The sequence below is a fragment of the Microbacterium sp. KSW4-4 genome, assembly GCF_023091185.1.
Classification (GTDB): Bacteria; Actinomycetota; Actinomycetes; order Actinomycetales; family Microbacteriaceae; genus Microbacterium; species Microbacterium paraoxydans.
The window spans coordinates 458,702-481,509 of record NZ_JAHWXJ010000002.1; the positions used below are offsets into that span (position 1 = coordinate 458,702).

16 protein-coding genes are annotated in these 22,808 nt (G+C 71.2%); 11 read left to right on the plus strand and 5 right to left on the minus strand.

All coding sequences use genetic code 11. From position 1 onward, the window contains the following. The first annotated feature begins 54 nt into the window (after positions 1-54). Positions 55-3,501, plus strand: a complete 3,447-nt coding sequence (locus tag KZC57_RS16535; RefSeq protein ID WP_247641836.1) for an HtaA domain-containing protein — start codon at positions 55-57, stop codon at positions 3,499-3,501. Positions 3,502-3,595: 94 nt separating this feature from the next. Next, positions 3,596-3,931 (plus strand): hypothetical protein, encoded by a 336-nt coding sequence (locus tag KZC57_RS11805; RefSeq protein WP_060922433.1) that lies wholly within the window; start codon positions 3,596-3,598, stop codon positions 3,929-3,931. Here the strand turns inward: KZC57_RS11805 and KZC57_RS11810 are convergent. Continuing rightward, positions 3,928-4,533 (minus strand): hypothetical protein, encoded by a 606-nt coding sequence (locus KZC57_RS11810; protein ID WP_060922432.1) that lies wholly within the window; start codon positions 4,531-4,533, stop codon positions 3,928-3,930. The two genes, KZC57_RS11805 and KZC57_RS11810, sit on opposite strands and share 4 nt — an antisense overlap. A gap of 151 nt (positions 4,534-4,684) precedes the next feature. Here KZC57_RS11810 and KZC57_RS11815 point away from each other — a divergent pair, with 151 nt between their 5' ends. From KZC57_RS11815 to KZC57_RS11825, 3 genes are read left to right on the plus strand one after another with little or no spacing between them, the layout of a single operon-like run. Beyond that, positions 4,685-5,560, plus strand: coding sequence for a hypothetical protein (locus KZC57_RS11815; protein ID WP_105949158.1), 876 nt, complete (start codon positions 4,685-4,687; stop codon positions 5,558-5,560). Then, complete coding sequence (locus tag KZC57_RS11820) at positions 5,557-5,979, plus strand: phage holin family protein (RefSeq protein WP_060923665.1); 423 nt, start codon at positions 5,557-5,559, stop codon at positions 5,977-5,979. Before KZC57_RS11815 ends, KZC57_RS11820 begins: the two co-directional genes overlap by 4 nt. Further along, the gene (locus KZC57_RS11825) at positions 5,976-6,542 is read left to right on the plus strand and encodes a DUF3618 domain-containing protein (protein WP_144881447.1); all 567 of its coding nucleotides are present in this window, start codon (positions 5,976-5,978) and stop codon (positions 6,540-6,542) included. Before KZC57_RS11820 ends, KZC57_RS11825 begins: the two co-directional genes overlap by 4 nt. Before the next feature lie 72 nt (positions 6,543-6,614). On the opposite strand, the gene KZC57_RS11830 is transcribed toward KZC57_RS11825, so the two are convergent. Then, complete coding sequence (locus KZC57_RS11830; RefSeq protein WP_247641837.1) at positions 6,615-8,117, minus strand: DUF5979 domain-containing protein; 1,503 nt, start codon at positions 8,115-8,117, stop codon at positions 6,615-6,617. Between the two features lie 234 nt (positions 8,118-8,351). On the opposite strand from KZC57_RS11830, the gene purM reads away from it, so the two are divergent. Genes purM through KZC57_RS11845 form a run of 3 tightly spaced genes read left to right on the plus strand, consistent with a single transcriptional unit; the run spans position 8,352 to position 12,265 of the window. After that, on the plus strand, positions 8,352-9,464 hold the full coding sequence (purM, locus tag KZC57_RS11835; protein ID WP_217582783.1) for a phosphoribosylformylglycinamidine cyclo-ligase: 1,113 nt from the start codon (positions 8,352-8,354) through the stop codon (positions 9,462-9,464). A gap of 6 nt (positions 9,465-9,470) precedes the next feature. Beyond that, positions 9,471-10,943, plus strand: a complete 1,473-nt coding sequence (gene purF / locus KZC57_RS11840; RefSeq protein ID WP_105949161.1) for an amidophosphoribosyltransferase — start codon at positions 9,471-9,473, stop codon at positions 10,941-10,943. Beyond that, complete coding sequence (locus KZC57_RS11845) at positions 10,943-12,265, plus strand: CynX/NimT family MFS transporter (protein WP_105949162.1); 1,323 nt, start codon at positions 10,943-10,945, stop codon at positions 12,263-12,265. The genes purF and KZC57_RS11845 overlap by 1 nt, the downstream gene beginning before the upstream one ends. A 9-nt stretch (positions 12,266-12,274) precedes the next feature. Here KZC57_RS11845 and KZC57_RS11850 read toward each other — a convergent pair whose 3' ends face one another. Beyond that, positions 12,275-13,309, minus strand: a complete 1,035-nt coding sequence (locus KZC57_RS11850) for a LacI family DNA-binding transcriptional regulator (protein WP_025104712.1) — start codon at positions 13,307-13,309, stop codon at positions 12,275-12,277. Positions 13,310-13,402: 93 nt separating this feature from the next. Between KZC57_RS11850 and KZC57_RS11855 the strand changes: the two genes are divergently transcribed. From KZC57_RS11855 to KZC57_RS11865, 3 genes are all read left to right on the plus strand, one after another. Continuing rightward, entirely contained in the window at positions 13,403-15,220 is a 1,818-nt protein-coding gene (locus KZC57_RS11855; RefSeq protein WP_247641838.1) for a beta-galactosidase family protein, read from the plus strand. Between the two features lie 185 nt (positions 15,221-15,405). Further along, positions 15,406-20,589, plus strand: coding sequence for an endo-alpha-N-acetylgalactosaminidase family protein (locus tag KZC57_RS11860; protein WP_247641839.1), 5,184 nt, complete (start codon positions 15,406-15,408; stop codon positions 20,587-20,589). Between the two features lie 135 nt (positions 20,590-20,724). Further along, positions 20,725-20,895, plus strand: coding sequence for a hypothetical protein (locus KZC57_RS11865; protein ID WP_158698506.1), 171 nt, complete (start codon positions 20,725-20,727; stop codon positions 20,893-20,895). On the opposite strand, the gene KZC57_RS11870 is transcribed toward KZC57_RS11865, so the two are convergent. Together KZC57_RS11870 and KZC57_RS11875 are read right to left on the minus strand one after the other, a co-directional pair. Continuing rightward, positions 20,885-21,805 carry a carbohydrate ABC transporter permease gene (locus tag KZC57_RS11870; protein WP_060922297.1) on the minus strand — a complete coding sequence of 307 codons (921 nt, stop codon included), beginning with the start codon at positions 21,803-21,805 and terminating at the stop codon, positions 20,885-20,887. The two genes, KZC57_RS11865 and KZC57_RS11870, sit on opposite strands and share 11 nt — an antisense overlap. Beyond that, positions 21,802-22,776, minus strand: coding sequence for a carbohydrate ABC transporter permease (locus KZC57_RS11875; protein WP_247641840.1), 975 nt, complete (start codon positions 22,774-22,776; stop codon positions 21,802-21,804). The genes KZC57_RS11870 and KZC57_RS11875 overlap by 4 nt, the downstream gene beginning before the upstream one ends. Positions 22,777-22,808: the final 32 nt, after the last annotated feature.

Sequence of the window (22,808 nt, forward strand, 5' to 3'; positions counted from 1 at the left end):
CGTGCGGCGCCGCAGGGCGCGCGATCGATCGCGCCCGGCGCGCCGCGGAGAACCGTGAACGCCACAGCACATACCCCCTCAGCGAGCACACGCCTGCGTGTCCTGCTCGCCGCCCTCGTCTCCTTCGTCCTCGTCGCCGCTGGGGCGATGGTCAGCTCGCCGGCCCACGCGGCCGCGGCGACCGTCACCGCGGCGGTCTCGTCCGCCGACACCAGCGGCCTCACCGTGCAGGTGCGGGTCGAGGGTCTGCCGGACGTGACGGGCGTCTATGCCGCACTGATCGTGTCGGGCACCGAGAGCGGCATCTCCGCCGGGGGTGGCTACGCCGCGTTCGCGCTGCCCTTCCCGAGCGTGCAGCAGGGGGCCACGTCCTTCACGCTGCAGGCGCCCGTGGCGTCCCTGGACCGGACGAAGACGTACGAGGTGCTCGTCTGGCAGCAGCACACCGCGCCGACAGCCGCCACGATCTACGGCCGCGGCGACGTCACGGTGACGTCTGCGCAGTGGGACACGGTATTCGGAACGACGCCCGTCCAGCCGGGCGAGACGGAGCCGGGAGAGACGACTCCAGGCGAGACGGAGCCCGGTGAGACCGAGCCCGGTGAGACCGAGCCCGGTGAGACCGAGCCTGGTGAGACCGAGCCTGGTGAGACGGAGCCCGGGGAGACGGAGCCGGGAGAGACGGCCCCGGGAGAGACCGAGCCGGCGCCCGCCGAAGCCGCCATCGAGGTGTTCCTCGCCGACGGCACCACGCCCGCTGCGGGCGCTCGCCTCCAGGCCGGCGACGAGATCATCGTCAAGGGCACCGGATACGACCCGACCGCGAACGTCGGCGGACGCGGCGTCCCGATCCCGTCGAACCTGCCCCAGGGCACCTACGTGGTCTTCGGCAACTTCGCGTCCACGTGGCAGCCCTCACAGGGGGCGCCGTCCTCGGCGCGTTCGATCGGCGCACAGGCCTGGGCGCTCGCCGAAGGCGTGCTGGCCCAGGTCCCGACGCAGTACCAGGGCGCGATCCGCGCGCAGTGGGTGGACATCTCGCCCGAGGGCTCGTTCCAGGTCGCGCTGACGCTGAAGGACACCCCGGCGACGCCCGGCTCCTACGGGGTGTACACCTACCCGGCAGGCGGTGTCGTCAACGCCGACCAGGAGCGCAGCGTCGCTCTGGACTACCGCATCGCCTCGGGGCTGACGACCACAGTGAAGGCGGCGACGGCCGAGGACGGCCTCACGGTCACGGCCGCGGCGACGAAGCTCGGTGCCGTCACCGGTGCCTACGCCGCGCTGATCGAGAAGGGCGCGGAGGCCGATGTCACCGCCGGCGGCGGCTTCCTCGCGATGCAGTACGTGCGCGGCATCACGGGCGGCGGCTTCACCGTCGACCTGACCGCGGCGGCGAGTGCTCTCGATCGGTCGAAGGCCTACGAGGTGATCGTCTGGCAGCAGCACACGATGCCGAACGCGGACACCATCTACGCACGCTCCACCGTCACCGTCACCGACGCGCAGTGGAACGCCCTGCTGCCCTCCTCCGGACCGACGGTCACGACCGCCGTCACCGGCGCCACCGCCGCGGACGGGCTGACGGTGAAGGTCACCGCCGCCGACCTCGGCGCGGTCACCGGCGCCTACGTGGCGCTCATCGAGACGGGGACCGAGGCCGACGTGACCGCAGGCGGCGGCTTCCTCGCCATGCAGTACGTCCGGAACATCGGCTTCGGAGCCTTCGCGGTCGACCTGAACGCGGCGGCGAAGAACCTCGACCGGTCGAAGGCGTATGAGGCGATCGTGTGGCAGCAGCACACGATGCCGACCGCCGACACCATCTACGCGCGCGGAGCGGTCACGATCACCGACGCACAGTGGCGCGCACTGCTCGGCGAGAAGCCGACCGAGCCGAAGCCCCCGGTCACGCCTAAGCCCCCGGTGACTCCGACGAAGCCGGCCGCGACCGTCCCCGGCGGGTCGCTGCGCTGGGCCATCTCGTCCTCGTTCACGAACTACATCACCGGACCGATCGCCCAGGGCGCGATCGCCGTCTCCGGGGGCGCCACCCGATCCGGCGGCCAGTTCCAGTTCGGGCAGACCGTGGGCGGCGACTTCGACGCGGCTTCCGGACGCGGCAGTGTCGTCTACCGCGGTGCCGTGCGCTTCACCGGCCACCACGGGGTGCTCGACGTCACGGTCGCCGATCCGACGATCCGGATCACCTCGGCGTCCTCCGCCACGCTGTCCGTGACGAGCGGGGGTGCGCAGGTGCCGTTCGCGACCCTCGACCTCTCCCGCGCCGTCCGCACGGCGGCCGGTGGCGCCGTCACCTACACGGCGGCACCCGCCGCCCTCACGGACGCCGGACGCGACCGCGTGCTCTCGGGGTACGGCACCACGCTCAACCCCGTCTCGTTCACGATCGGCTCCGTCGCCGCCGCTCCCTCGGGCACGACGGGCACGGTCGCGGCGGCTGCGGTCGTCCCGAAGTCCACGCTCCCGACGACCGCCCCGACGGCGGCCGGCATCGAGGTCGACGAGGAGAACCTCGCCGCGCTCGCCGCCGGGAAGACGGCTACGGTCTCCGCCTCCGGCTTCCGTGCGAACGAGGAGGACATCAAGGTGGTCGTGTACTCGACCCCGGTGCTGCTCGGTACGGTGACGGCGGACGCGGCGGGGGTCGTGAAGTGGTCGGGTGCCCTCCCGGCCACACTCGCGGACGGCGAGCACACGCTCACCTTCCAGGGCTCGGTCGATCGCGGTCTCGCGTTCACGCTCGCAAGAGCGACCACGGAGATCGGCGTGTGCACGGTCGAGGGGGCGACCCTGCACTGGGGCTACAAGGAGTCGTTCCGCACGTACATCGAGGGCATCGCCCGGGGCGGCTGGACGCTCGCCGACGTGGCCTACGAGTATCCCGCCTTCGTGTGGTCGAACGGCACCGGTTCGCTGGATGACGCCGCGGGCTCGGGTCTGGTCACCTACGGCGGCGGCATCACCTTCACGGGCCACGACGGGGCGCTGAACACGACGTTGGCGAACGCGCGCGTCGAGCTCACGGGCGACGCCGGCTACCTCGTGTTCGATGTGACCGGGACCACTCAGGCGGGAGAGGCGGTGGCGCAAGAGGGTGTGCGTCTCGCCGAGTTCGCCCTCGCGGACGCCGCCGTGGTCGACGGCGCGCTGACCCTCGATGCGGTCCCCACGACGCTGACCCCGGCCGGGGCCTCCGCGTTCGGCACGTATGAGGCGGGCGAGGAGCTCGACCCGGTCTCCGCCGTGATCCCGGTCGACGGCGCCTGCGGCACTCCCGCCGAGGAGGAGTCTGAGCCGGAAGCCGAGGCGGACGCGGCGGTGACCGCGATCAGCGCGCCGGTCGCCACGGAGGAAGCCCCGGTGTGGCCCTGGATCGTGGGCGGGCTGGTCGTCGTGGCCCTGGCCGCGACGGGCGGGGTGCTGATCGTGCGTCGCACCCGGAGGGGGGAGCCGGCCGAGACGACGACCGAGGTCTGAGTCCGGCGGCTATCGGAACCGCCCTCCCCGGTGATCGGGGAGGGCGGTTCCGCGTGCGGCTGCGCACGCCCGCAGAGGGTGGGACAATGGAGGCATGCCCTCCCACGACACCCACCAGACCGTCGAAGCGACCGTGCGCCGCGTACCGCGGTACGGCGTGCTCATGGGCATCGGGGTCGTGCTGGGCGTCATCGCCGCCGGCATCCTCACGATGGTCGGCAGCTTCGAGCAGTCGCAGGCGCTCGATGTCGTCTACCCGCCTGGTCAGGTCTTCGGCTTCCTGCTGCTCTGGACCGTGCCGATCGGTCTGGCTCTCGGTGGCGTCGCCGGTCTCGTGCTCGAGCGGATCGCCCGCCGCCACGACCGCGTCGTGAGGGTCGACCGGGAGACCGTGGTCGACGAGGACGACACGACGACCGACCGCGCCTAGGCGAGCTCGGCGATCACCGGGCGGATGGCGGAGTCGAACGCCACGACGTCCCGGCGGAGGCCGTCGGTCACCGCGACCGTGAGGTCGCCGATCCACCAGATCCCGCGCTGCGACAGCGGCAGCACCTGTACGTTCAGCTCGAACGAGTGCGCGCGTCGTCCGATGTCTCGTTCGAACTCCGCGATCGCGCTCGCGTACGCCCGATAAGCGTCTCCGCCCGTGTGGCTCTTCATCGACCCGACGTATCGGTCGTGCGCGGCGTTGGCGTACCGGAGGGCGGTGCCGGCATGCGGACGGATCGCGGTCGAGAGCGCTTCGGCGCCGGTCGCCGGGAGGGCCACCAGGGTGTCGAAACCGTCGATCAGCTCGAGCGGAACGCCGGAGTGGTGGGCCCGCGGCTCCACGGTCATGTCCCAGTAGCCCTGCCACTGCGCCTCGACCTCGGGGGAGGCGTCGGGGGCATCGGGCGCGCGCACGGACAGGTCGCGGAGGGACGGCAGGTCCAGCGGCGCCCTGATGCCCAGCAGCTGGCGCAGGGCGAGCGCGACGAGCACGGGGACGCTCGCGTCTTCGCGGATGAGCCACTGCGGCTTGTCGGCCATGGCCCCATCGTAGGCGGGTGCGGCAGCCGTGCGGAGTCCCGGCACGGTAATGCCCTCCGCGAGCCGCGTCAACCCTCGCTGTGATCGCCGCACCCGGGGGTAGACCTGCTCACACGCCGGCGGCCGTCGGCGGGAGTCGAGAGGAAGAACGATGTCGCAGAGCAATGCAGAAGGTGCCGCGGGCAGCGGTACGACCGAGTCTCCGGGCACCGTCCGGACCGCCGCGCATGAGGCCGCGGGTGTCGCCGACACGGCGAAGGGCCAGGCCGCGGACGTCGTCGAGACGGCGAAGGCCGAAGCCGGGGCGGTCGCCCACGAGGCCAAGGACCAGGTGCGCGACCTGTACCACCAGACCAAGACGGAGCTGTCGGAGCAGGCGGCGGTGCAGCAGCGCCGCGTCGCGGACGGACTCCGGTCCGTGGGCGGGGAGCTGGGCACGATGGCGGAGCGTTCCGACGGCGGTGTCGCCGCCGACCTCGTGCGCCAGGCGTCGACGCGTATCCAGGGCATCGCCGGCTGGATCGGCGACCGCGACCCCGGTTCGCTGCTCACCGAGGTGAAGTCCTACGCGCGGGCGAAGCCCGGCACGTTCATCGCGGTGGCCGCGCTCGCCGGTCTCGTCGCCGGCCGGCTGACCAGGGCGCTCTCCGAGGGCGCCGCCGAGTCCGCCTCGTCCGGCGCGGCATCGGGCTCGGGCTCCCCGTCGGGGGCGGGAGCGGCGGCACCCGCGGTCCCGCCGCGTCCCGTCGTCGCCCCGGCGACCACGCCCGGCGCCGTCCCCGGCAGCGCGGGCGCCGCGGGAGTGGTCGGAGGCGCGGGGACCGCAGAGAACACCACTCTCGGTGAGCCGCCGCTTCCCACCGACGGCACCGTGCCCGGAGCGCCGGACGGCATGAGCGGCATCGATGCCGGCACCGCCCCGTGGGGCGTCACGCCGCGCGGCGAGACGGTCGACGACGGGGACACCCCGCTCTACGACCGCACGGACGCCGCCTCCCGCGGCACCGATGAAGAGGGGCGACCATGACCGACGCCACCCCCACGCCCTCGGAGCAGAAGGCGGAGACCACGTCACTCGGCGATCTGCTCAGCGAGGTCACCACCGATCTGTCGACCCTCATGCGGCAGGAGCTGGAGCTGGCCAAAGCCGAGCTCAAGCAGTCGGCCACGCGTGCGGGCCGGGGGGCGGGGATGCTCGGCGGAGCGGGATACGGCGCACTGATGGCCGTGTTCTTCCTGTCGGTCGCCCTCTGGTGGGCCCTCGGGGCCTATGTCACCGGCCTCGGCTGGTCGGCCGTGATCGTCGCCGTCATCTGGGCGGTGATCGCGCTCGTCCTGTTCGTGATGGGACGCAAGCAGTTGAAGAGCATCGAAGGGGCTCCGCGCACCGTGGACAGCCTCAAGCGCATCCCTGATGCGGTGAAGAGGAATGAGGAGAACAAATGAGCGATTCACCCGACGCGATCCGCGCCGACATCGAGCGGACCCGAGCGGAGTTCGGCAGGGATGTCGATGCCCTCGCCGACAAGGTCACCCCCTCGAAGGTCGTGCACCGGCAGACGCAGAAGATGAAGGGCGCCGTGCGCTCGGCGGTCGACCGCGTCATGGGCGCCGCCGACGACGCGGGGGACCGACTGGGGGATGCCTCCTCCTCGGTCGCCGACGCTGGACGGCACACCGTGGCCAAGGCGCAGGGCAACCCGCTGGCGGTGGGGCTCATGGCCTTCGCTGCGGGGCTCGTCGTGGCCGCCGTCATCCCCGCCTCCTCGAAGGAGAAGGAACTGGCCGAGGACATCAAGGAGAAGGCCCAGCCTCTCGTCGATGAGGCGACCGACGTCGCCAAGACCATCGGCCAGGACCTCAAGGAGCCGGCACAGGAGGCCTTCGCCGCCGTCAAGGACGAGGCCGCGGGTGCCGCGGCCCACGTCCGTGACGACGCGACCCACGCGGTCGACGAGGTCAAGAGCAGCGCGCAGGACGCCCGCGACAACGTCGCCGGCGGGAACTGATCCCCGTGCACCCACCACATGAGGGGCCCGGTCCGATCCGTCGGACCGGGCCCCTCGCCTGCCGGGGCCGGGTCAGCTCTCGATGCCGGTGCGTCCCGGTGCGGAGTCTGCGCGGGTCCCGACGCGCCGGCTGAGCAGGATCCCCGCCGCGAGCGCGAGCACCGCCCCGGCGGCGAGTCCGGTCAGGCCGCCGGCGTCGCCGCCGGTGGCCGCGAGGCCCCGGGAGGGAGGAGCGGGCGGCGTCGCGGGAGCCGAGGGGGACGGCGGCTCGACCGTGGTCGGCGGCGTGGTCGGGGACGGCGGGGAGAGCGTGGTCGGGTTGCGCAGCTCGACGGCCACGACGGATTCCGCGCTGATCGTGAGCTGTGCGCCTCCGTCGGTCGCCGTCACCCCGTCGCCGGTGAACTGCGGGCTTCCCCACACGACGCCGGGGACGGCATCGGCCCGGTGCTCGGACAGCGTCACGACCGCTCCGGCCGGAATCCCCCCGACGGCGTGAGCGGTGCCGTCCGCGAGCAACGTGAGCGTGCCGGTCACCGGGCCGTCCGCGGTGGGGTAGGAGTAGTCGACGGCGAACGTCGCATCGGCCGGGACGAAGGGTGCCCCCTCCCCGACGATCCGTTTCGCGACCGAGAACCCGCCGCGCCCGTCCCCTTCGCCGTCGCCGCCCGCCACGCTCGTGGTCACGGTCGCCGTGGTGGTGGTGACGCTCGATCCGGAGACGGTGTTGGCGAACACCTGGCCGTTGTGCGCATCCGCCGGCAGCTGGGTCTGATACGACAGTCGATACAGGCGGTCGGCCTGAGCCGGCGCCGTGAACTCCACGGTGAACGACGAGCTCGCGGTGCCCGGAGTGAGGACGAAGTCCGACCCCGCCGCGAGCGGGTGCAAGTCCGCCGGGTCGAAGAGGCCGCCGGCCCACGCGTCGGTGGCGACCGATCCGATCGCCACGGTGTCCGACAGCAGGGTCAGCCCGGGCGTCGCGGTGTCGGTGAGGGTCGGGCGCTCTCCACTGAGCAGTCGTCCGGGCACCCAGATGTACCACTCGATCGTCCCGTCGGTGGTCTGCACGCCCGACTTGGTCGCGTCCGTCGGCACCGGCTCGGGGCGCTGCGGGCCGACGCCGCCACCGGGGATCTCCACGGTGATCGGATCCCCGTCCCCGGTGGTGAAGGTCACGGTGTCGACGTCGGTGGTCTCCTCCGCCTTCATCTGGAAGAACAGCGTCCCGCGGACGTTGTCGTGCGTGAGGACGTAGTCGCTCAGCGTGCACGTGATCGCGGTCGCCGTGACGGTGCAGGTGCCGACGACGGCTCCGTCGGGATCCCGCAGCGGGAACGTCGAGGAGACCCCGACGAAGCGGGGCGTCGTGGGAAAGGCGAGCGAGAAGGTGTCCCCCGGTTGCGCGCTGTCCGGAACGGCCCAGGCGGCCTCGAGTCGGAGCGTGTCGTACAGGTGGATGTCGCCTGTCGGTTCCACCACCCTCACCGCCGTGATGGCATCCAGCTCCGCTGCCTGCGCCGCCGGCGGCACCGCGAGTCCGACCAGGGCCAGGAGGGCGACGGCGCTGCTCACCGCGCCCCGGCTTCTCCTGCGTCGTCGCTCCGTTCTCTTCTTCTGTATGCGCACAGTCACCTCTCCTGTTCTTTCCGGGACACCCGGTCGTCGAGCCCGCCCGATTCGCCGACAGACTCTCACATGTGCGGATGATTACGCTACAGATGAGGACGTTTCGGTATCGCTCGATCCACCCTGCACTCGAAGAGGGCCGCGAGCCGACGGGGCGCCCGCGGGCGGTAGGCTGTTCGAGTGGCTGCCTCCCCCACCAACCCCTATTCCGAAGCCGGCGTCGACACCGCAGCGGGTGACCTCGCCGTCGAACTGATGAAGTCGTCCGTGCGCGCGACGCACGGCCCCGAGGTGCTCGGCGGTGTCGGCGGTTTCGCCGGTCTGTTCGACGCCAGCGCCCTGCGCGACTTCCGGCGTCCGCTGCTCGCGACCAGCACCGACGGCGTCGGCACCAAGGTCGCCATCGCGCAGGCCATCGACAAGCACGACACGATCGGCCAGGACCTCGTCGGCATGGTCGTCGACGACATCGTCGTGGTGGGCGCGAAGCCGCTGTTCATGACCGACTACATCGCCTGCGGCAAGGTCGTTCCCCAGCGGATCGCGGATATCGTGCGCGGTATCGCCGAGGCGTGCGCCGCGACGGGCACCGCGCTCGTCGGCGGCGAGACGGCGGAGCACCCCGGTCTCCTGGGCCCTCGCGACTACGACGTCGCCGGCGCGGCGACGGGTGTGGTCGAGGCCGATGCCATCCTCGGCGCGGAGCGTGTGCAGGACGGTGATGCGGTCATCGCGGTCGCCTCCAGCGGCCTGCACTCCAACGGCTACTCGCTCGTGCGGCACATCATCACCCGTGCCGGGATCTCCTACGGCGACAACGCCGAGGACTTCGGCTCGACGTGGGGCGAGGCTCTGCTCGAGCCCACGCGCCTCTACACGCTGCCGCTGCTGCGCCTGATCGAGGCCTCCGGCGGCGTCCACGCGCTGAGCCACGTCACCGGCGGCGGCATCGCCGCCAACCTTGCGCGCGTGCTCCCCCAGGGAAGCTGGGTCGAGGTCGACCGCAGCACCTGGTCGCCGAGCCCGGTGTTCCGCGTGCTGAGCGACATCGCCGGTTCCACGCTGGAGTCCGCCGAGGGCACCTGGAACCTCGGCATCGGCTTCCTCGCCGTGGTGGCGGCGGACAGGAAGGACGCCGCGATCGCGGCGCTGAACGCCGAGGGCATGCCCTCCTGGCAGGTCGGCACGGTGGGCTTCGGCCCGCGTCCGGCCGGCGAATTCGAACAGGGCGCCAAGGGCGTCGATGGTGGAGCAGTGCGCCTCGTCGGCGCCTACGCGGACGGAGCGAAGTAAGAGCCCATGTGTGGCATCGTCGGAATGGTGGGCTCTGCCCCGGTCAATCAGGACATCTACGACGCCCTCCTGCTGCTGCAGCATCGCGGGCAGGACGCGACGGGCATCGCCACCGCCGAGGCGAACGGCGTCATGCACAACGCCAAGGCCCAGGGGATGGTGCGCGAGGCGTTCCGCACCCGCGACATGCGCGGACTGCTGGGCAACGTCGGTCTCGGCCACGTCCGCTACGCCACCAAGGGCACCGCGTCCAGTGAAGAGGAGATGCAGCCGTTCTATGTGAACGCGCCCTACGGCATCATCCTCATCCACAACGGCAACCTCACGAACACGCGTGAGCTCGCCGCCGACATGGCGCAGCGCGACCGCCGGCACCTGAACTCGTCGAGCGACACCGAGCTGCTGCTCAACGTGCTCGCCGGTGAGCTGCAGGCCACGACCTCCACGGTCGACCTCGACCCGGACCGGATCTTCGAGGCCGTCGCCCGCACGCATGACCGCATCGAGGGTGCGTACGCCGTGATCGCCGTCATCGCCAACTACGGCTTGCTCGCGTTCCGCGATCCGTTCGGCATCCGTCCGCTGATCCTGGGCCGCCGCCCTTCCACGGTCCCCGGAGCCGAGGGCAAGGACGAGTGGGTCGTGGCGAGCGAGTCGCTCGTGCTCGAGAACGGCGACTACGAGGTCGTGCGGGAGGTCGAGCCCGGCGAGGCCGTGTTCATCACGAACGACGGCGAGCTGTTCACGAAGCAGTGCGCCACCGAGACGCACCTCGCGCCCTGCGCGTTCGAGTACGTCTACCTCGCCCGTCCCGACTCCGTCATGAACGGCATCTCGGTATACGAGTCCCGCCTGCGGATGGGGGACAAGCTCGCCGACACGATCGCGAAGCACGTGCCGATGGACAAGATCGACGTGGTCATGCCGATCCCCGACTCGTCCCGTCCCGCGGCCATGGAGGTCGCCCGCAAGCTCGGCATCGAGTACCGCGAGGGCTTCTACAAGAACCGCTACGTCGGCCGCACCTTCATCATGCCGGGGCAGGCGGTGCGCAAGAAGAGCGTCCGTCAGAAGCTCAACGCCATGTCCACGGAGTTCCAGGGCAAGAACGTGCTGCTGATCGACGACTCCATCGTGCGGGGCACCACCTCGAAGGAGATCATCCAGATGGCCCGGGACGCCGGGGCCTCGTCGGTGACCTTCGCCTCCGCCGCCCCGCCGGTCCGGCACCCGCACGTGTACGGCATCAACATGCCGTCGCGGCACGAGCTCATCGCCCACGGCCGCACGATCCCCGAGATCGCGGAGGAGCTGGGCTGCGACCACCTCGTGTACCAGGAGGTCGACGACCTGAAGGCCGCGATCACCGAGGGTTCCGTGCTGGAAGACCTCGACATGAGCTGCTTCGATGGCCGCTACGTCACCGGCACCGTCACGGACGAATACCTCGCCTGGGTGGAGGGGTCGCAGACCTCTTGATGTCCGGGTCCCTGAGCGCACCGCAGGGCCGACCCCTCTGGCAGGGGCGCACCCTCGCGTTGATCGGGATCGTGCTGGTCGCGTTCTCGCTGCGGTCGGCCGTCGCCTCGCTCTCTCCGGTCCTCGACCACGTCGCCGAGGACTTCCCGGTGGCCCCCGTGATCGTGGGGCTGATCGGTGCGGCTCCGCCCGTCTGCTTCGCGCTGTTCGGGCTGCTGACCCCGCTGTTCGAGCGCCGGTTCGGGCTGGAGCGGATGGCAGTGGTGGCCATCGTGCTGATGGCGGCGGGCATGCTGCTGCGCGGCCTCGCCCCCGACTCCTGGAGTCTGCTCGCCGCGACCGCGGTCGTGTTCGCCGGCGTGGGGTCGGGCAACGTCCTGCTGCCACCGCTGGTCAAGAAGTACTTCGCCGACCGGCTCGGCGTCATGATGACCGCGTACTCCACGACGCTCGCGGTCTCGACCTTCCTCCCGCCGCTGGTCGCCGTCCCCGTCGCCGACTCGCTCGGCTGGCGGATCTCGCTCGGCATGTGGGGTGTGGTGGCCGCCCTCGCGCTCGTGCCCTGGGTGACGCTGCTGGTGCGCTCCCGCGGCGACGAGCGCGCGGTGCCGACGGAACTCCTGGTTCCTGACCCCACCGACGGCGTGGACGATGTGCGCGACGCGGTCGCCGCCTCGACCGGGCCGATCACGACGCAGTCGGCGAACCCCCGCGTCTTCGGCCGTCTCTGGCGGCTGCCGTTGGCGTGGGCGCTCGCCCTCGTGTTCGGCACGTCGTCGACCATGGCCTATGTCGCCTTCGCCTGGCTGCCCACCATCCTCGTCGACCTCGGTGGCGTGACCCCGGCGACCGCCGGCTTCCTGCTCTCGCTGTTCGCTCTCGTCGGGCTGCCCTGCTCCATGCTCGTGCCGGTGCTCGTCGTGCGGTTCCAGGCCACCCGCCCGCTCTTCTTCGTGGCCGTGGTCGCCGGTCTCGTCGGGCTCGGCGGCCTGCTGCTCTTCCCGACCGTCGCGCTGCCGCTGTGGGTCGCGATCTTCGGGCTCACCGCGATCATGTTCCCGCTGAGCCTCGTGCTCCTGAGCATCCGCGCCCGTACGCCGGAGAGCGCCGTCGCCCTCAGCGGCTTCGTGCAGAGCATCGGCTACGCGATCGCGGCGGTGTTCCCGCTCCTCGTCGGGCTCCTCCACGACACCAGCGGAGGGTGGCAGGTGCCGCTTCTCGTGGTGGCCGGGGTGCTGGTCGTCTCGGTGCCGGCGGGGATCATCGCGGGTCGTCGCCGCACGATCGAGGACGAGTGGGAGCGGCGTCACGGCCGCTGGTGACGATGGCCGTCAGCGCGTGACGCGAGGCGGCGCGGTCGAGGAGCGCACGATGAGCTGCGGGTCGGTGGAGGGCATCTCGCCGACCGGGTCGTGGCCCTCGATCTGGGTGATGAGCCGTAGCGCGGCGGCGCGGCCCATGGCCTCGAACGGCTGACGGACGGTGGTCAGGGCGGGGGAAGCGTAGGCGGCGAGGGCGATGTCGTCGACGCTCACGACGGAGATGTCCTCCGGCACGCTGCGCCCCGCCTCGTGCAGGGCGCGGATGAGACCGAACGCCATCTCGTCGCTGCTGACGAAGACCGCGGTCGCCTCGGGGATCGCGGCGATCGTGCGGCCTGCCCGGTACCCGGACTCCGGGGTCCAGTCCGCCGGGATCACGGGCGGCGGGACGATGCCGCGCTCGCGGAGCGTCTGCTCCCAGGCCTCGCTGCGCTGCTGCGTCTCCGTCCAGTAGTCGTCGCCGGAGACATGCCACACGGTCTCGTGGCCGAGGTCGAGGAGATGCTCCACGGCGAGGCGGGCGATCGCGCGCTGGTCGACCGCGAGCGGGGCGTCCTCCTCGAGGGAGGTGCGCTCACTCCGGGTGGCGGGCGTCCGTTCGGTACGCGCCCGCATCGCCGGCGTGTCCAGGGCGATCGGAACACCGAGGATGATGCCCTCCGCGCCCTGCCGCTCCAGGCGATCGAAGGCCTCGAGGAACGCGTCGTCCGAGGCGTGGTCGGCCACCGCCGCCGTGGTCACGGTGTAGCCGTTCGCCGCCGCGGCTTGCTGGATGCCGACGCCGAGCGCGGCGGAGGAGTAGCGATCGGTCGAGACCACGATCACGCCGAGCACACGGGTGCGGCCCGAGGCGAGCGACGCGGCGGCGGCGTGCACCCGGTAGCCGAGTTCCTCGACCGCGGCGAGAACCCGTCGTGCGGTCTCCGGGCGGACGTTGTCCTGTCCCGACATCACGCGCGAGACGGTCTGGGTGGAGACGCCGGCGAGGCGGGCGACGTCGACCTGGCTGGGGGCGCGGTCGTCTTTCGGACGGCGAGGGGACATGTCCCAATGGTAGCGATCCATCGGCGGAAAACCACGGAGCGCGGACCTCGGCGATGCGATAATGTGAACGCAAACAATTCAGCTGGGAGTGTAATGTCCGACCTTCTCGCCGCGGCTTCCGACGGCTTCTCCACGGCCGTCGCCGCGCCGACAGACGCCGCTGCCCCCGGCGCCCCCGCCCTGTCCTGGCGCGACGGGGAGATCCTCCGCGACGGTGTGCCGCATCGCATCCTGTCCGGCTCGATCCACTACTTCCGCGTGCACCCCGACCAGTGGGAGGACCGCCTGCGCCGGCTCGCCGCGATGGGCGCGAACACGGTCGACACCTACGTCGCCTGGAACTTCCACGAGCGGGTCGAGGGGGACATCCGTTTCGACGGCTGGCGGGACGTCGAGCGCTTCGTGCGGCTGGCCGGCGAGGTCGGCCTCGACGTCTTCCTCCGGCCGAGCCCCTATATCTGCGCGGAGTGGTCGAACGGCGGGCTGCCCTTCTGGCTCACCGGCCGGGTCTCGGCCCTGCGCACGAGCGATCCCGCATTCCTCGCCGCCGTCGACGCCTGGTACGACGCACTGCTCCCGCGGCTCGTGCCCCTGCAGGCGGCGTACGGCGGGCCGATCGTGGCGATCCAGGTCGAGAACGAGTACGGATCGTTCGGCAGCGACGCCGCCTACCTCGCCCACCTGCGTGACGGGCTCCGGCGACGGGGCATGGTGGAGATGCTGACGACGGCGGACGGGATCACCCCGGACATGATCGCGCACGGGAGCGTGCCGGGCGCGATGACGACGTTCACGTTCGGCACCGGGGTGCCGGTGGCGGCCTCCCTGCGTCGGCATGGGGAGGCGCTCATGTGCAGCGAGCTCTGGGGCGGCTGGTTCGACCACTGGGGCGAGCGGCACCATGTGCGGTCGGCGGACAGCATGGGCGGGACGATCCGCGAGCTCCTCGACGAGGGCGGCTCGGTCAGCCTCTACATGGCGCACGGGGGCACCAACTTCGGCCTGTGGAACGGCGCGAACCACGACCTCGTGCTGCAGCCCACGGTGACCAGCTACGACTCCGACGCCCCGATCGGCGAGGACGGCACGCTCGGGGAGAAGTTCCATGCGCTTCGCGCGCTCTTCGCTCCCTTCCACGCGGACGCGCTGCCGCCGGTCCCCGACCAGCCGCGGCGGCAGTCCGCGGCGTCCGCGCCCCTGGAGCGGCAGGCGGGTCTACTCGACGTGGTCCGGGCGACCCCTGCGGCGGGCGCGCTCTCGCCCCGTCCACTCACCTTCGAGCAGCTCGGGGCGGAGGACGGTCTCGTGGCCTATGAGGCCGACGTGTCGTTCCCCGAGGAGGCGACACTGACCATCGACGGCCTGCATGATCGCGCGGTCGTCTTCCTCGACGACCGCCGCCTCGGTGTGCTCGAACGGGACGGCGAGACGTCTCTCGCTCTCCCCGTGGACGGCGGCTCCGGTCGGCTGATGCTCGTCGTCGAGAGCCTCGGACGCATCAACTACGGGCCGTACACCGGCGAGGGCAAGGGCATCATGCGCGGGGTGATGATCGGCCGCCGCCTTGTGAACGGCTGGACGCATCGCCTCCTGCCGCAGACGGCACCGGCGGCGGACGCCGCCGGGTCGGGCGTAGCGGACGGCCTCGCCGTCGCCGGGTTCGATGTCGCTGAACCGCTGGACGCGTGGCTCGCCTTCCCCGGTGGCGGCAAGGGCATGGTGTGGCTGAACGGATTCCTGCTCGGACGTTACTGGAGCGTGGGGCCGCAGGAGACGCTCTACGCCCCCGCGCCGCTGTGGCGCGCCGGGCGCAACGAGATCGTGGTGCTCGACACCGACGGCCTCGGGGCGACGGTGGAGATCCGGGAGGCGCCGTCCTTCGGGGAGACCGAGGAGTTCATCGGCTCCTGAGCCGCACACGGGCCGCGGGTGGTGACCTTCGGCCAATGTTTGCGCATACTTCGCGCTCGACTCTTGTCTTAAGCCACCGCGTCGCTCTACGGTGATAGCGCAAACATCGGTTGCGATCGATGATCCACCTGCGGCGCATCGGGGCGTCCTTTCCTCCGGCCGTCGCACCGTTCGAGAGGCAAGACGTGTCGACATCTTCCCGACCGCCGCGCACCGCCGTCGCCGTCAGCTCCCTGCTGGCGACGGCCCTCGCGCTCGGCGGAGCGCTCCTCCCCGCGACCGCGGCGCAGGCCGCCGATCTCGTCCCCGTCCCGCACGAGGACTACCGACTGCACGCGGTGTCCAGCGAAGCCGATCCGTATCCGGCGCCGCCTTCGCTCGACGGCACGGCTCTCGGTGCCTTCGACGGCGACTACGCGACGCAGTGGACGTCGAGGTACTCGGCCAACGCCCCTTTCCCGCACTGGATCTCCCTCGATCTGCAGCGGTCCCTCTCGGTGAAGGCGCTGGACTACTCGGTCAAGCGCGGCCAGAGCGTCGCGGCGAAGACCGTCGAGGTGTACGTCACGGACGACGCGAACGCCGCGCGCACCTCGCCGGCCGACGGGGGATGGGGCGCCGCCGCGGCGGCCGCGACGCTGCACGCGCCCACCGCGAACGACGAGAAGCAGCGCATCACTCTGGACACCGCGAAGGACGGCCGGTACGTCGCCCTCCTCATCATCGATGCGCAGGGCACCACGGGCGGCGGCGCCGGCGAGATCCAGGTGCTCTCCGACGATGAGCTCCCGCCGATCGTGACCGAGCCGGAGACGCCGGAGCAGCCGGAGCCCGGGGACACCGTCGAGATCGCCGCGGGCGGCACCACGGCCACCGTCTCCTCCGCGTTCCCGCAGATCCTCGGCTACCGCGTGGGCGATGAGCGCCTCGGCGGGCAGAAGGGCTCCCCGCGCACCTGGGCGGTCAACGGCACCGCCTATGCGTCGACCACCACCTCCACGGCGACGGCGACCGGCGTCGACTACGTCTCGACCCTGACCGGCATCGACGTCACGGTGCGCAGCAGCATCCGGGTCGCCGCGAACGGCACGGTCGAGTTCACCGTGGCCGGAGTCGACGGCTCCGCTGCGGTGAACACCCTGGGGCTCCCCGACAACGCCTTCCTCTCCGCGACGGCCGCGGACGGCGCCGTCCTCGACCGCACCGTCATCAGCCCGAACAGCACCACGAACGCCGACGAGCACATCGCGGTGGGCGCGACGACGGCCACCGGCACGAAGGGCGCGGCCTTCGCGTTCCTCGGCCACGGGACCCTCGCCGGCAGCGTGATCACGAACGCGACGACGCAGGCCTCCGGCGGCACCGCCTCGTGGAACACCCGGCTCACGACGCGGGTGACTGCGGCCGACGGCCGGACCGCGGAGATCGGCTCGAACACCTGGCTCATCCATCCGACCACCGCCGTCGACAGCCGGGTGACGACCTACGCCCTGCCGAAGGTCACGGTGCTCCTCACCGCCGACCGCAACGGCGACGAGACCGTGGACTGGCAGGACGCCGCGATCCGCTACCGCGAGGTCGATGCCCCGCGCCTCGGTGCCGACCGGGTGGCCGACCGCGTGGTCAGCCGCATCCCGTTCAACTTCGCCTCCAGCGCCACGAACTACTTCGACCTCGTGCTCGACAACACCAAGCGCATCGCGAACCAGACCGACGGCCTGGGGCAGTGGGTGCTCAACAAGGGCTTCGGCAGCGAGGGCCACGACTCCGCGAACACCGACTACGGCGGGAACTACAACGAGCGCGCGGGCGGCCTCGCCGACCTCAACCGCCTCGTCGACGAGGGGGCGAAGCTCAACGCCGACATGAGCGTGCACGTCAACGCCACGGAGATCTACCCCCAGGCGGACGCGTTCGACGCCGCGATCCTCGACGGCACACCGCCCTACAAGCCGGGCTGGAACTGGCTCGACCAGTCGTACTACATCAATCAGCAGACCGACCTCGGCACGGGACGCGTGCTCGACCGCTTCCAGCAGCTGCGGGACGAGGTGCCCGGGCTCAGCGGCGTCTACATCGACGTGTACTACTCCAACGGCTGGGTGGCCGAGGAGCTCGCGGACGAGCTGAACGCCATGGACCTCGAGGTCGCGACCGAGTGGGGCGACAAGTTCGTCGACAGCACGGTCTGGTCGCACTGGCCGAACGACCTCGCCTATGGCGGCAAGGACAACAAGGGCATCAACTCCACCATGGTGCGGTTCATCCAGAACGCGCAGGCGGACGTCTGGAACGACGACGTCCTGCTCGGCCAGCAGCGTCTCGTCGATGCCGAGGGCTGGGTGGGCAATCGCAACTGGGACGGCTTCATCGGCAACATCTGGTCGCAGAGCCTGCCGACGAAGTTCCTGCAGCACTTCGACCTGCAGACGTACGAGGCGGGGGTCGAGGCTACGTTCACCGACGACGTGGCTGTTCGGATCGACGGCGGCACGCGGGTCGTCACGATGGACGGCGCGACCGTTCTTCGCGGCGACTCCTACCTCCTGCCGTGGCAGTCGCTGGAGTCGAGTGCCGAGTCGGGTTCGCCCGTCGACGCGGACAAGATGTACTTCTTCACGGCCTCCGGCGGCGAGAAGACCTTCGGCCTCACGGACGGCTTCCGCGGGAACACGACCTTCGACGTGTTCGCGCTCGGCGACCAGGGCCGCGAGAAGGTGCGCACCGTCACCGCGGTCGACGGGAAGCTGACGCTGTCCGGTGAGAAGGGGACGGCCTACGTCGTCGTGCCCCAGGGCGGGGCGCAGCGGGCGCCGATCGAGTATCACGACGCGGGCCTGATCGATCCCGGGTTCAACTCGGGCGCGCTCGACGGGTGGAACCCTCGGGGCGACGTGACCATCGAGCGCACGGACCTCGGCGCGGCGAAGAACGCCTCGCGGGGCGACAACATCGCGGTGTTCGGCTCGTCCGCCTCCGCGATCTCGCAGACCGTCACCGGCCTCACCCCCGGGGAGCGCTACGCGTTCTCCGCGCAGGTGCAGATCGATCCGACGGCCACGCGGGACGTGAGCGTCGCGGTCGACACCGGGGGCGGCGTCGTGAGCCGCACCTGGAACCTCTCCCCGACGTACAACTACATGCGCGCCGACTCCAAGGCCGGACAGTACTACCAGCGCGGATCGGTGTCGTTCGTCGCCCCGGCCTCCGGCGAGGTGACCGTCTCGGTCTCGGCGGTCGCCGGCGACGCGACGGTACGGATCGACAACGCCAGGGTGATGGCGGATACGACGGCCCCCGCCGCGTCCGGCACCGTGTACTCGAACGACTTCGAGGGCAATCAGCCCGGCTGGGGCCCGTTCGTGAAGGGCGACGCCAACGGCATCGACGACCCGCGCACGAGCATCACGCGGCGGCACGACCCGTACACGACGAGCGACTGGCGCAACACGGCCAAGCCGTTCGACAGCGGAGCGCTCGCGGGGCTGGCGGTGGACACCACTCTCGCCGGCGAGCACTCGCTGATGTCCCACTCCGAGAACTCCGGCGTCGTCTACCGGACCGACCCCACGCTGGTACCGCTGCAGGCCGGGCACACCTATCGCATCGGGTTCGACTACCAGGCCGGTGCGAGCGGGGCCTACCGCTGGCTGACCGGCACCGACGCCGTGCTCGGCGGGGAGATCTCCTCGACGACCCTGCGTCGCACCCCTGTCGTGCAGGCCCTGGAGACCACCGCGTTCCAGGAGGACGTGATCGTGGGGTGCGGCGACTACACGTGGGTCGGTCTGGAGCGCGTCGGCGGCCCGGACGTCGACTTCGTCCTCGACGACTTCACGGTCACCGACCTCGGTCCGACGGAGGGTGGCACCCCGTGCGCCACGGTCTCCGGCGAGGCCGTGACCCTGAGCCCGGGGGCGCAGACACCCTTCACCACGACCTTCACCAACAGCGAGGACATCCTGGCGGAGAACGTCGGTGTGCAGCTCGACCTCCCGGAGGGCTACACCGTCGAGGTCGCAGACGGGTCGTCGAACCTGTTCGCGAAGGTCGCCCCCGGCGAGAGCGTGACGACGGACTGGCTGCTGACGGCTCCGGCGTCGGCCGCGGGCTCTCCGGTGAGCATCGGCATCGCAGCCACCTACCTCGTCGACTGCGACGTGCGGACCGTGCAGACCGCGCAGGAGGCGGCTGTCGCCTCCCGTGCCCGCATCCCGAACGCGCAGATCACCGCGACCGCGAGCTCCGAGGAGACCGCTGGTGAGGACGGCGAGGCGGCGAACATGCTCGACGGCAACGCCGGGACGTTCTGGCACAGCCGCTGGAGCAGCGACGCCCCCGGGTATCCGCACGTGCTCACGTTCGATCTCGGGGCGGCGGAGACGGTCGACGGCATCTCCTATCTGCGGCGCGGCGCGAACCAGAACGGCCCCATCAAGGGCTTCCAGGTCGCGGTCTCCGCCGACGGGCAGACCTTCACCGACGTCGCGGCGGGTGAGTGGAAGAACGTCGCGGAGTGGCAGGATGTCGACTTCGACGCGACCACGGCGCGATACGTGCGGGTGACGGCGACCTCGTCGATCTCGGGCACGCCGTTCGCCGCCGTGGCGGAGATGGCGGTGTACGGCACCACCGTCCCGCAGGCGGGGCACGCCCCGGAGAAGCGGCCCGAGGACGACCTCGGGGCCTGTGCTGCGGAGACCGATCCGGCGTTGACGCTCGGCGCGGATTCCGTGCGGGCGGGGGAGACGGTCGAGGCCGTGCTCTCGGGCTTCGCGCCCGACGGCGTCGTCTCGTTCTGGCTCGACGGCGTGCGGCTCGCGGACGCGACGGTCGATGCGCGCGGCGCGCTGACCACCCGCGTGCTCATCCCCGCGGATGCGACGGTCGGGAAGCACCGCTTCCTCGTCAAGGACGCCTCCGGCGCGGAGGTGGCCGGCGCCGCCCTCACAGTCAAGAAGGCGAAGCCTGCGAAGAAAGCCGTCCTCACCCCGTCGGTCGGCACCGCGGCGGCAGGAGACTCCCTCCGCGTGCAGCTCCGCGGCTTCGACCCCGAGGCGGTCGTGCAGCTCTGGCTCCACTCGGAGCCGGTCCGCGTGGGGGAGGTGACGATCGCCGCCGACGGCAGCGCGGTCGCGACCGTCCTCATCCCGGCGGGCACGCCCGCGGGTGCCCATGCGCTCGTTGCGACGGACGCCGAGGGCGCCGAGCTGGCCCGTGCGGATCTCGCGGTCACCGCGGCCGCGACCGCCGCGGGCGGGGCGCTGGCCACGACCGGCGCGGAGGGGATGACCTGGCTGGCGGTGGCTGTCGGGGCTCTCGCGCTGAGCGCCCTCGGCGCGGGGCTCTGGCGGCGGCGACGCAGCTGAGTCCGTCTGCGCACAAAGAGGCCCGGGGTTCGCCCCGGGCCTCTTCTGCACGCGGCGGGGAGTTTGCCGGTTCTCCACGGGTCGCAGTTCCGGGGCGGGAGAGCATGTCCCGGTGCACGAGGGGCGCGCCGGGCGGTGACCGTCGTCGACGCCTCGATCGTCGTCGACCTGGTCTGCACCGGAACGTCGACCGGTGTCCTGGGGTCGCGGCTGGAGGACGAGTTTCTGCTGCCCCTCCTCACGCACGACCGGAGGCTCGCGCCGGCGGCCTCCGGTCTGTGCGCGGTCGAGGTGCCTAGCCCTTGACGGCGCCGGCGGCGAGACCGGAGCGCCAGTACTTCTGCAGCGTGAAGAACAGGGCGATGAGCGGGATCACGCCGAGCAGTGCCCCGAGCATGACGGCGCCCTTGTCGGGGGAGAAGTAGCTCATCATGCCGTAGAGGCCGAGCGTGACCGGCTTGAGGTCGGGGCTGGAGATCATCATGAGCGGGAGGAGGAAGTTGTTCCACGTGGCCACGAAGATGAACAGGAAGATCGTCACCATCGCGGGGCCGAGCAGCCGCAGCACGATCGTGAAGAAGATCCGGGCCTCACCGGCGCCGTCGATGCGGGCGGCCTCCAGCAGCTCCGTCGGCACCGAGGACTGCGCGTAGACCATGCCGAGGAAGACGCCGAACGGCGAGACCGCCGAGGGGATGATGATCGCCCACACCGTGTTCGTGAGGCCGAGCGCCTGGAACTCGATGTACAGCGGCACCGTGAGGAGGGCGACGGGCAGGAGGAGCCCCGCCATGATGATGCCGACCGCGAGCTTCTTCCCGGGGAAGGCGAACTTGGCGATCGCGTAGCCGGCCATCACGGCGAACAGCGTGCCGATGACCCCGGCGCTGAGCGAGTAGAACAGGGAGTTGCCGACCCAGCGCCAGAACAGCCCCTGCGTCCAGCCCATGAGGCTGTCGTAGTTGGCAGCGAGGTTCGGCTCGGCGAACCAGAAGCCGAACGTCGACGTGAGGTCGGTGTTGTTCTTCGTCGAGGCGACCACGAGCCAGAACACCGGTACGAGGAAGTACAAGGTGGCGACGACGAGGGCGATGATGCCGAACGTGCGCGCGGCGGGGCCGGGGGCGATCGAAGGAGGAGGGGCGTCCGCCGCCTGCGGCCTGCGGGAGCGCCGCTTCGTCGGCGGAGCCACGGTGACGAGTCGTGTGGTGGTCATGCGTCGCTCTTCCGCCGCTGGAGCAGTGCGTACACGATCGCGAGCACACCCGCGATGCCGGCCATGAGCAGCGAGTACGCCGACGCCGGACCGCTGCCCGACGGCGACAGCTCGCCCATCATCGTGTTGTAGGTGAGCATCATCGGCGTGAAGTCCTTGCCCATCCAGGAGTTCGCAGCCTCCAGGATGACCGGCTCGTTGAACAGCTGGATCGTGCCGATGATCGACAGCAGCACGGCCAGCAGCGCGGCACCGCGTACGAGCGGCACCTTGATGCGGGTCGCGATCTGGAATCCCGTCGCGCCGTCCAGGCGGGCGGCCTCGTAGAGGTCGCGCGGGATGGCCTGCAGGGCGCTCAGGAAGATGAGCATGTTGTAGCCCGTGTACGTCCACGTCGTCATGTTCGCCATCGAGAAGAGGATCGTCTGCGGCGACATGAGGTCGGTCCCCTCCGGCAGATAGGGCAGGAAGGGCGACACCTCGGGCGTGTAGAGGTAGAGCCACATCATCGCCGCGATGATGCCGGGGACCGCGTACGGGAGGAAGAAGGCGAGGCGGAACAGGGCGGGGCGGCGCACGATGAACGAGTCCAGCAGCAGGGCCAGGGCGAGGGCCGCGATGATCATCACCGGGATCTGGAACGCCGCGTAGAGCACGACCCGTCCCATGCCGGCCCAGAAGGCGCCGTCGCTCGCCGCCGCGGCGAAATTGTCGAGGCCGACGAAGGTGTCGACGAGCTCACCGCCGCCGTACAGGCCGCCGCCGGCGGGTACCTGGGCGAAGAACGACGACCGGACCGACACGATGATCGGGATGAGGAAGACGACGGCGAACAGCAGCGCGAACGGCGCCATGAACAGCCACCCGGTCAGGCCCTCTCTGCGGACCCGCGATCGACGCGTCGACGGTGCGACGGGACGGCGCGCGGGAGGGAGCGGCGCCGCTGCCCTCGTCTCGGTCACTGTGGCCATGATGTGCCTCTCGCTCTCACGACGACGGCGGA

Bases quoted from the DNA above. Each gene is read 5' to 3' on its own strand.
- KZC57_RS11805 (WP_060922433.1), top strand. From the start codon at position 3,596: ATGCCCTCCCACGACACCCACCAGACCGTCGAAGCGACCGTGCGCCGC.
- KZC57_RS11810 (WP_060922432.1), bottom strand. From the start codon at position 4,533: ATGGCCGACAAGCCGCAGTGGCTCATCCGCGAAGACGCGAGCGTCCCC.
- KZC57_RS11815 (WP_105949158.1), top strand. From the start codon at position 4,685: ATGTCGCAGAGCAATGCAGAAGGTGCCGCGGGCAGCGGTACGACCGAG.
- KZC57_RS11820 (WP_060923665.1), top strand. From the start codon at position 5,557: ATGACCGACGCCACCCCCACGCCCTCGGAGCAGAAGGCGGAGACCACG.
- KZC57_RS11825 (WP_144881447.1), top strand. From the start codon at position 5,976: ATGAGCGATTCACCCGACGCGATCCGCGCCGACATCGAGCGGACCCGA.
- purF (WP_105949161.1), top strand. From the start codon at position 9,471: ATGTGTGGCATCGTCGGAATGGTGGGCTCTGCCCCGGTCAATCAGGAC.
- KZC57_RS11845 (WP_105949162.1), top strand. From the start codon at position 10,943: ATGTCCGGGTCCCTGAGCGCACCGCAGGGCCGACCCCTCTGGCAGGGG.
- KZC57_RS11850 (WP_025104712.1), bottom strand. From the start codon at position 13,309: ATGTCCCCTCGCCGTCCGAAAGACGACCGCGCCCCCAGCCAGGTCGAC.
- KZC57_RS11855 (WP_247641838.1), top strand. From the start codon at position 13,403: ATGTCCGACCTTCTCGCCGCGGCTTCCGACGGCTTCTCCACGGCCGTC.
- KZC57_RS11870 (WP_060922297.1), bottom strand. From the start codon at position 21,805: ATGACCACCACACGACTCGTCACCGTGGCTCCGCCGACGAAGCGGCGC.
- KZC57_RS11875 (WP_247641840.1), bottom strand. From the start codon at position 22,776: ATGGCCACAGTGACCGAGACGAGGGCAGCGGCGCCGCTCCCTCCCGCG.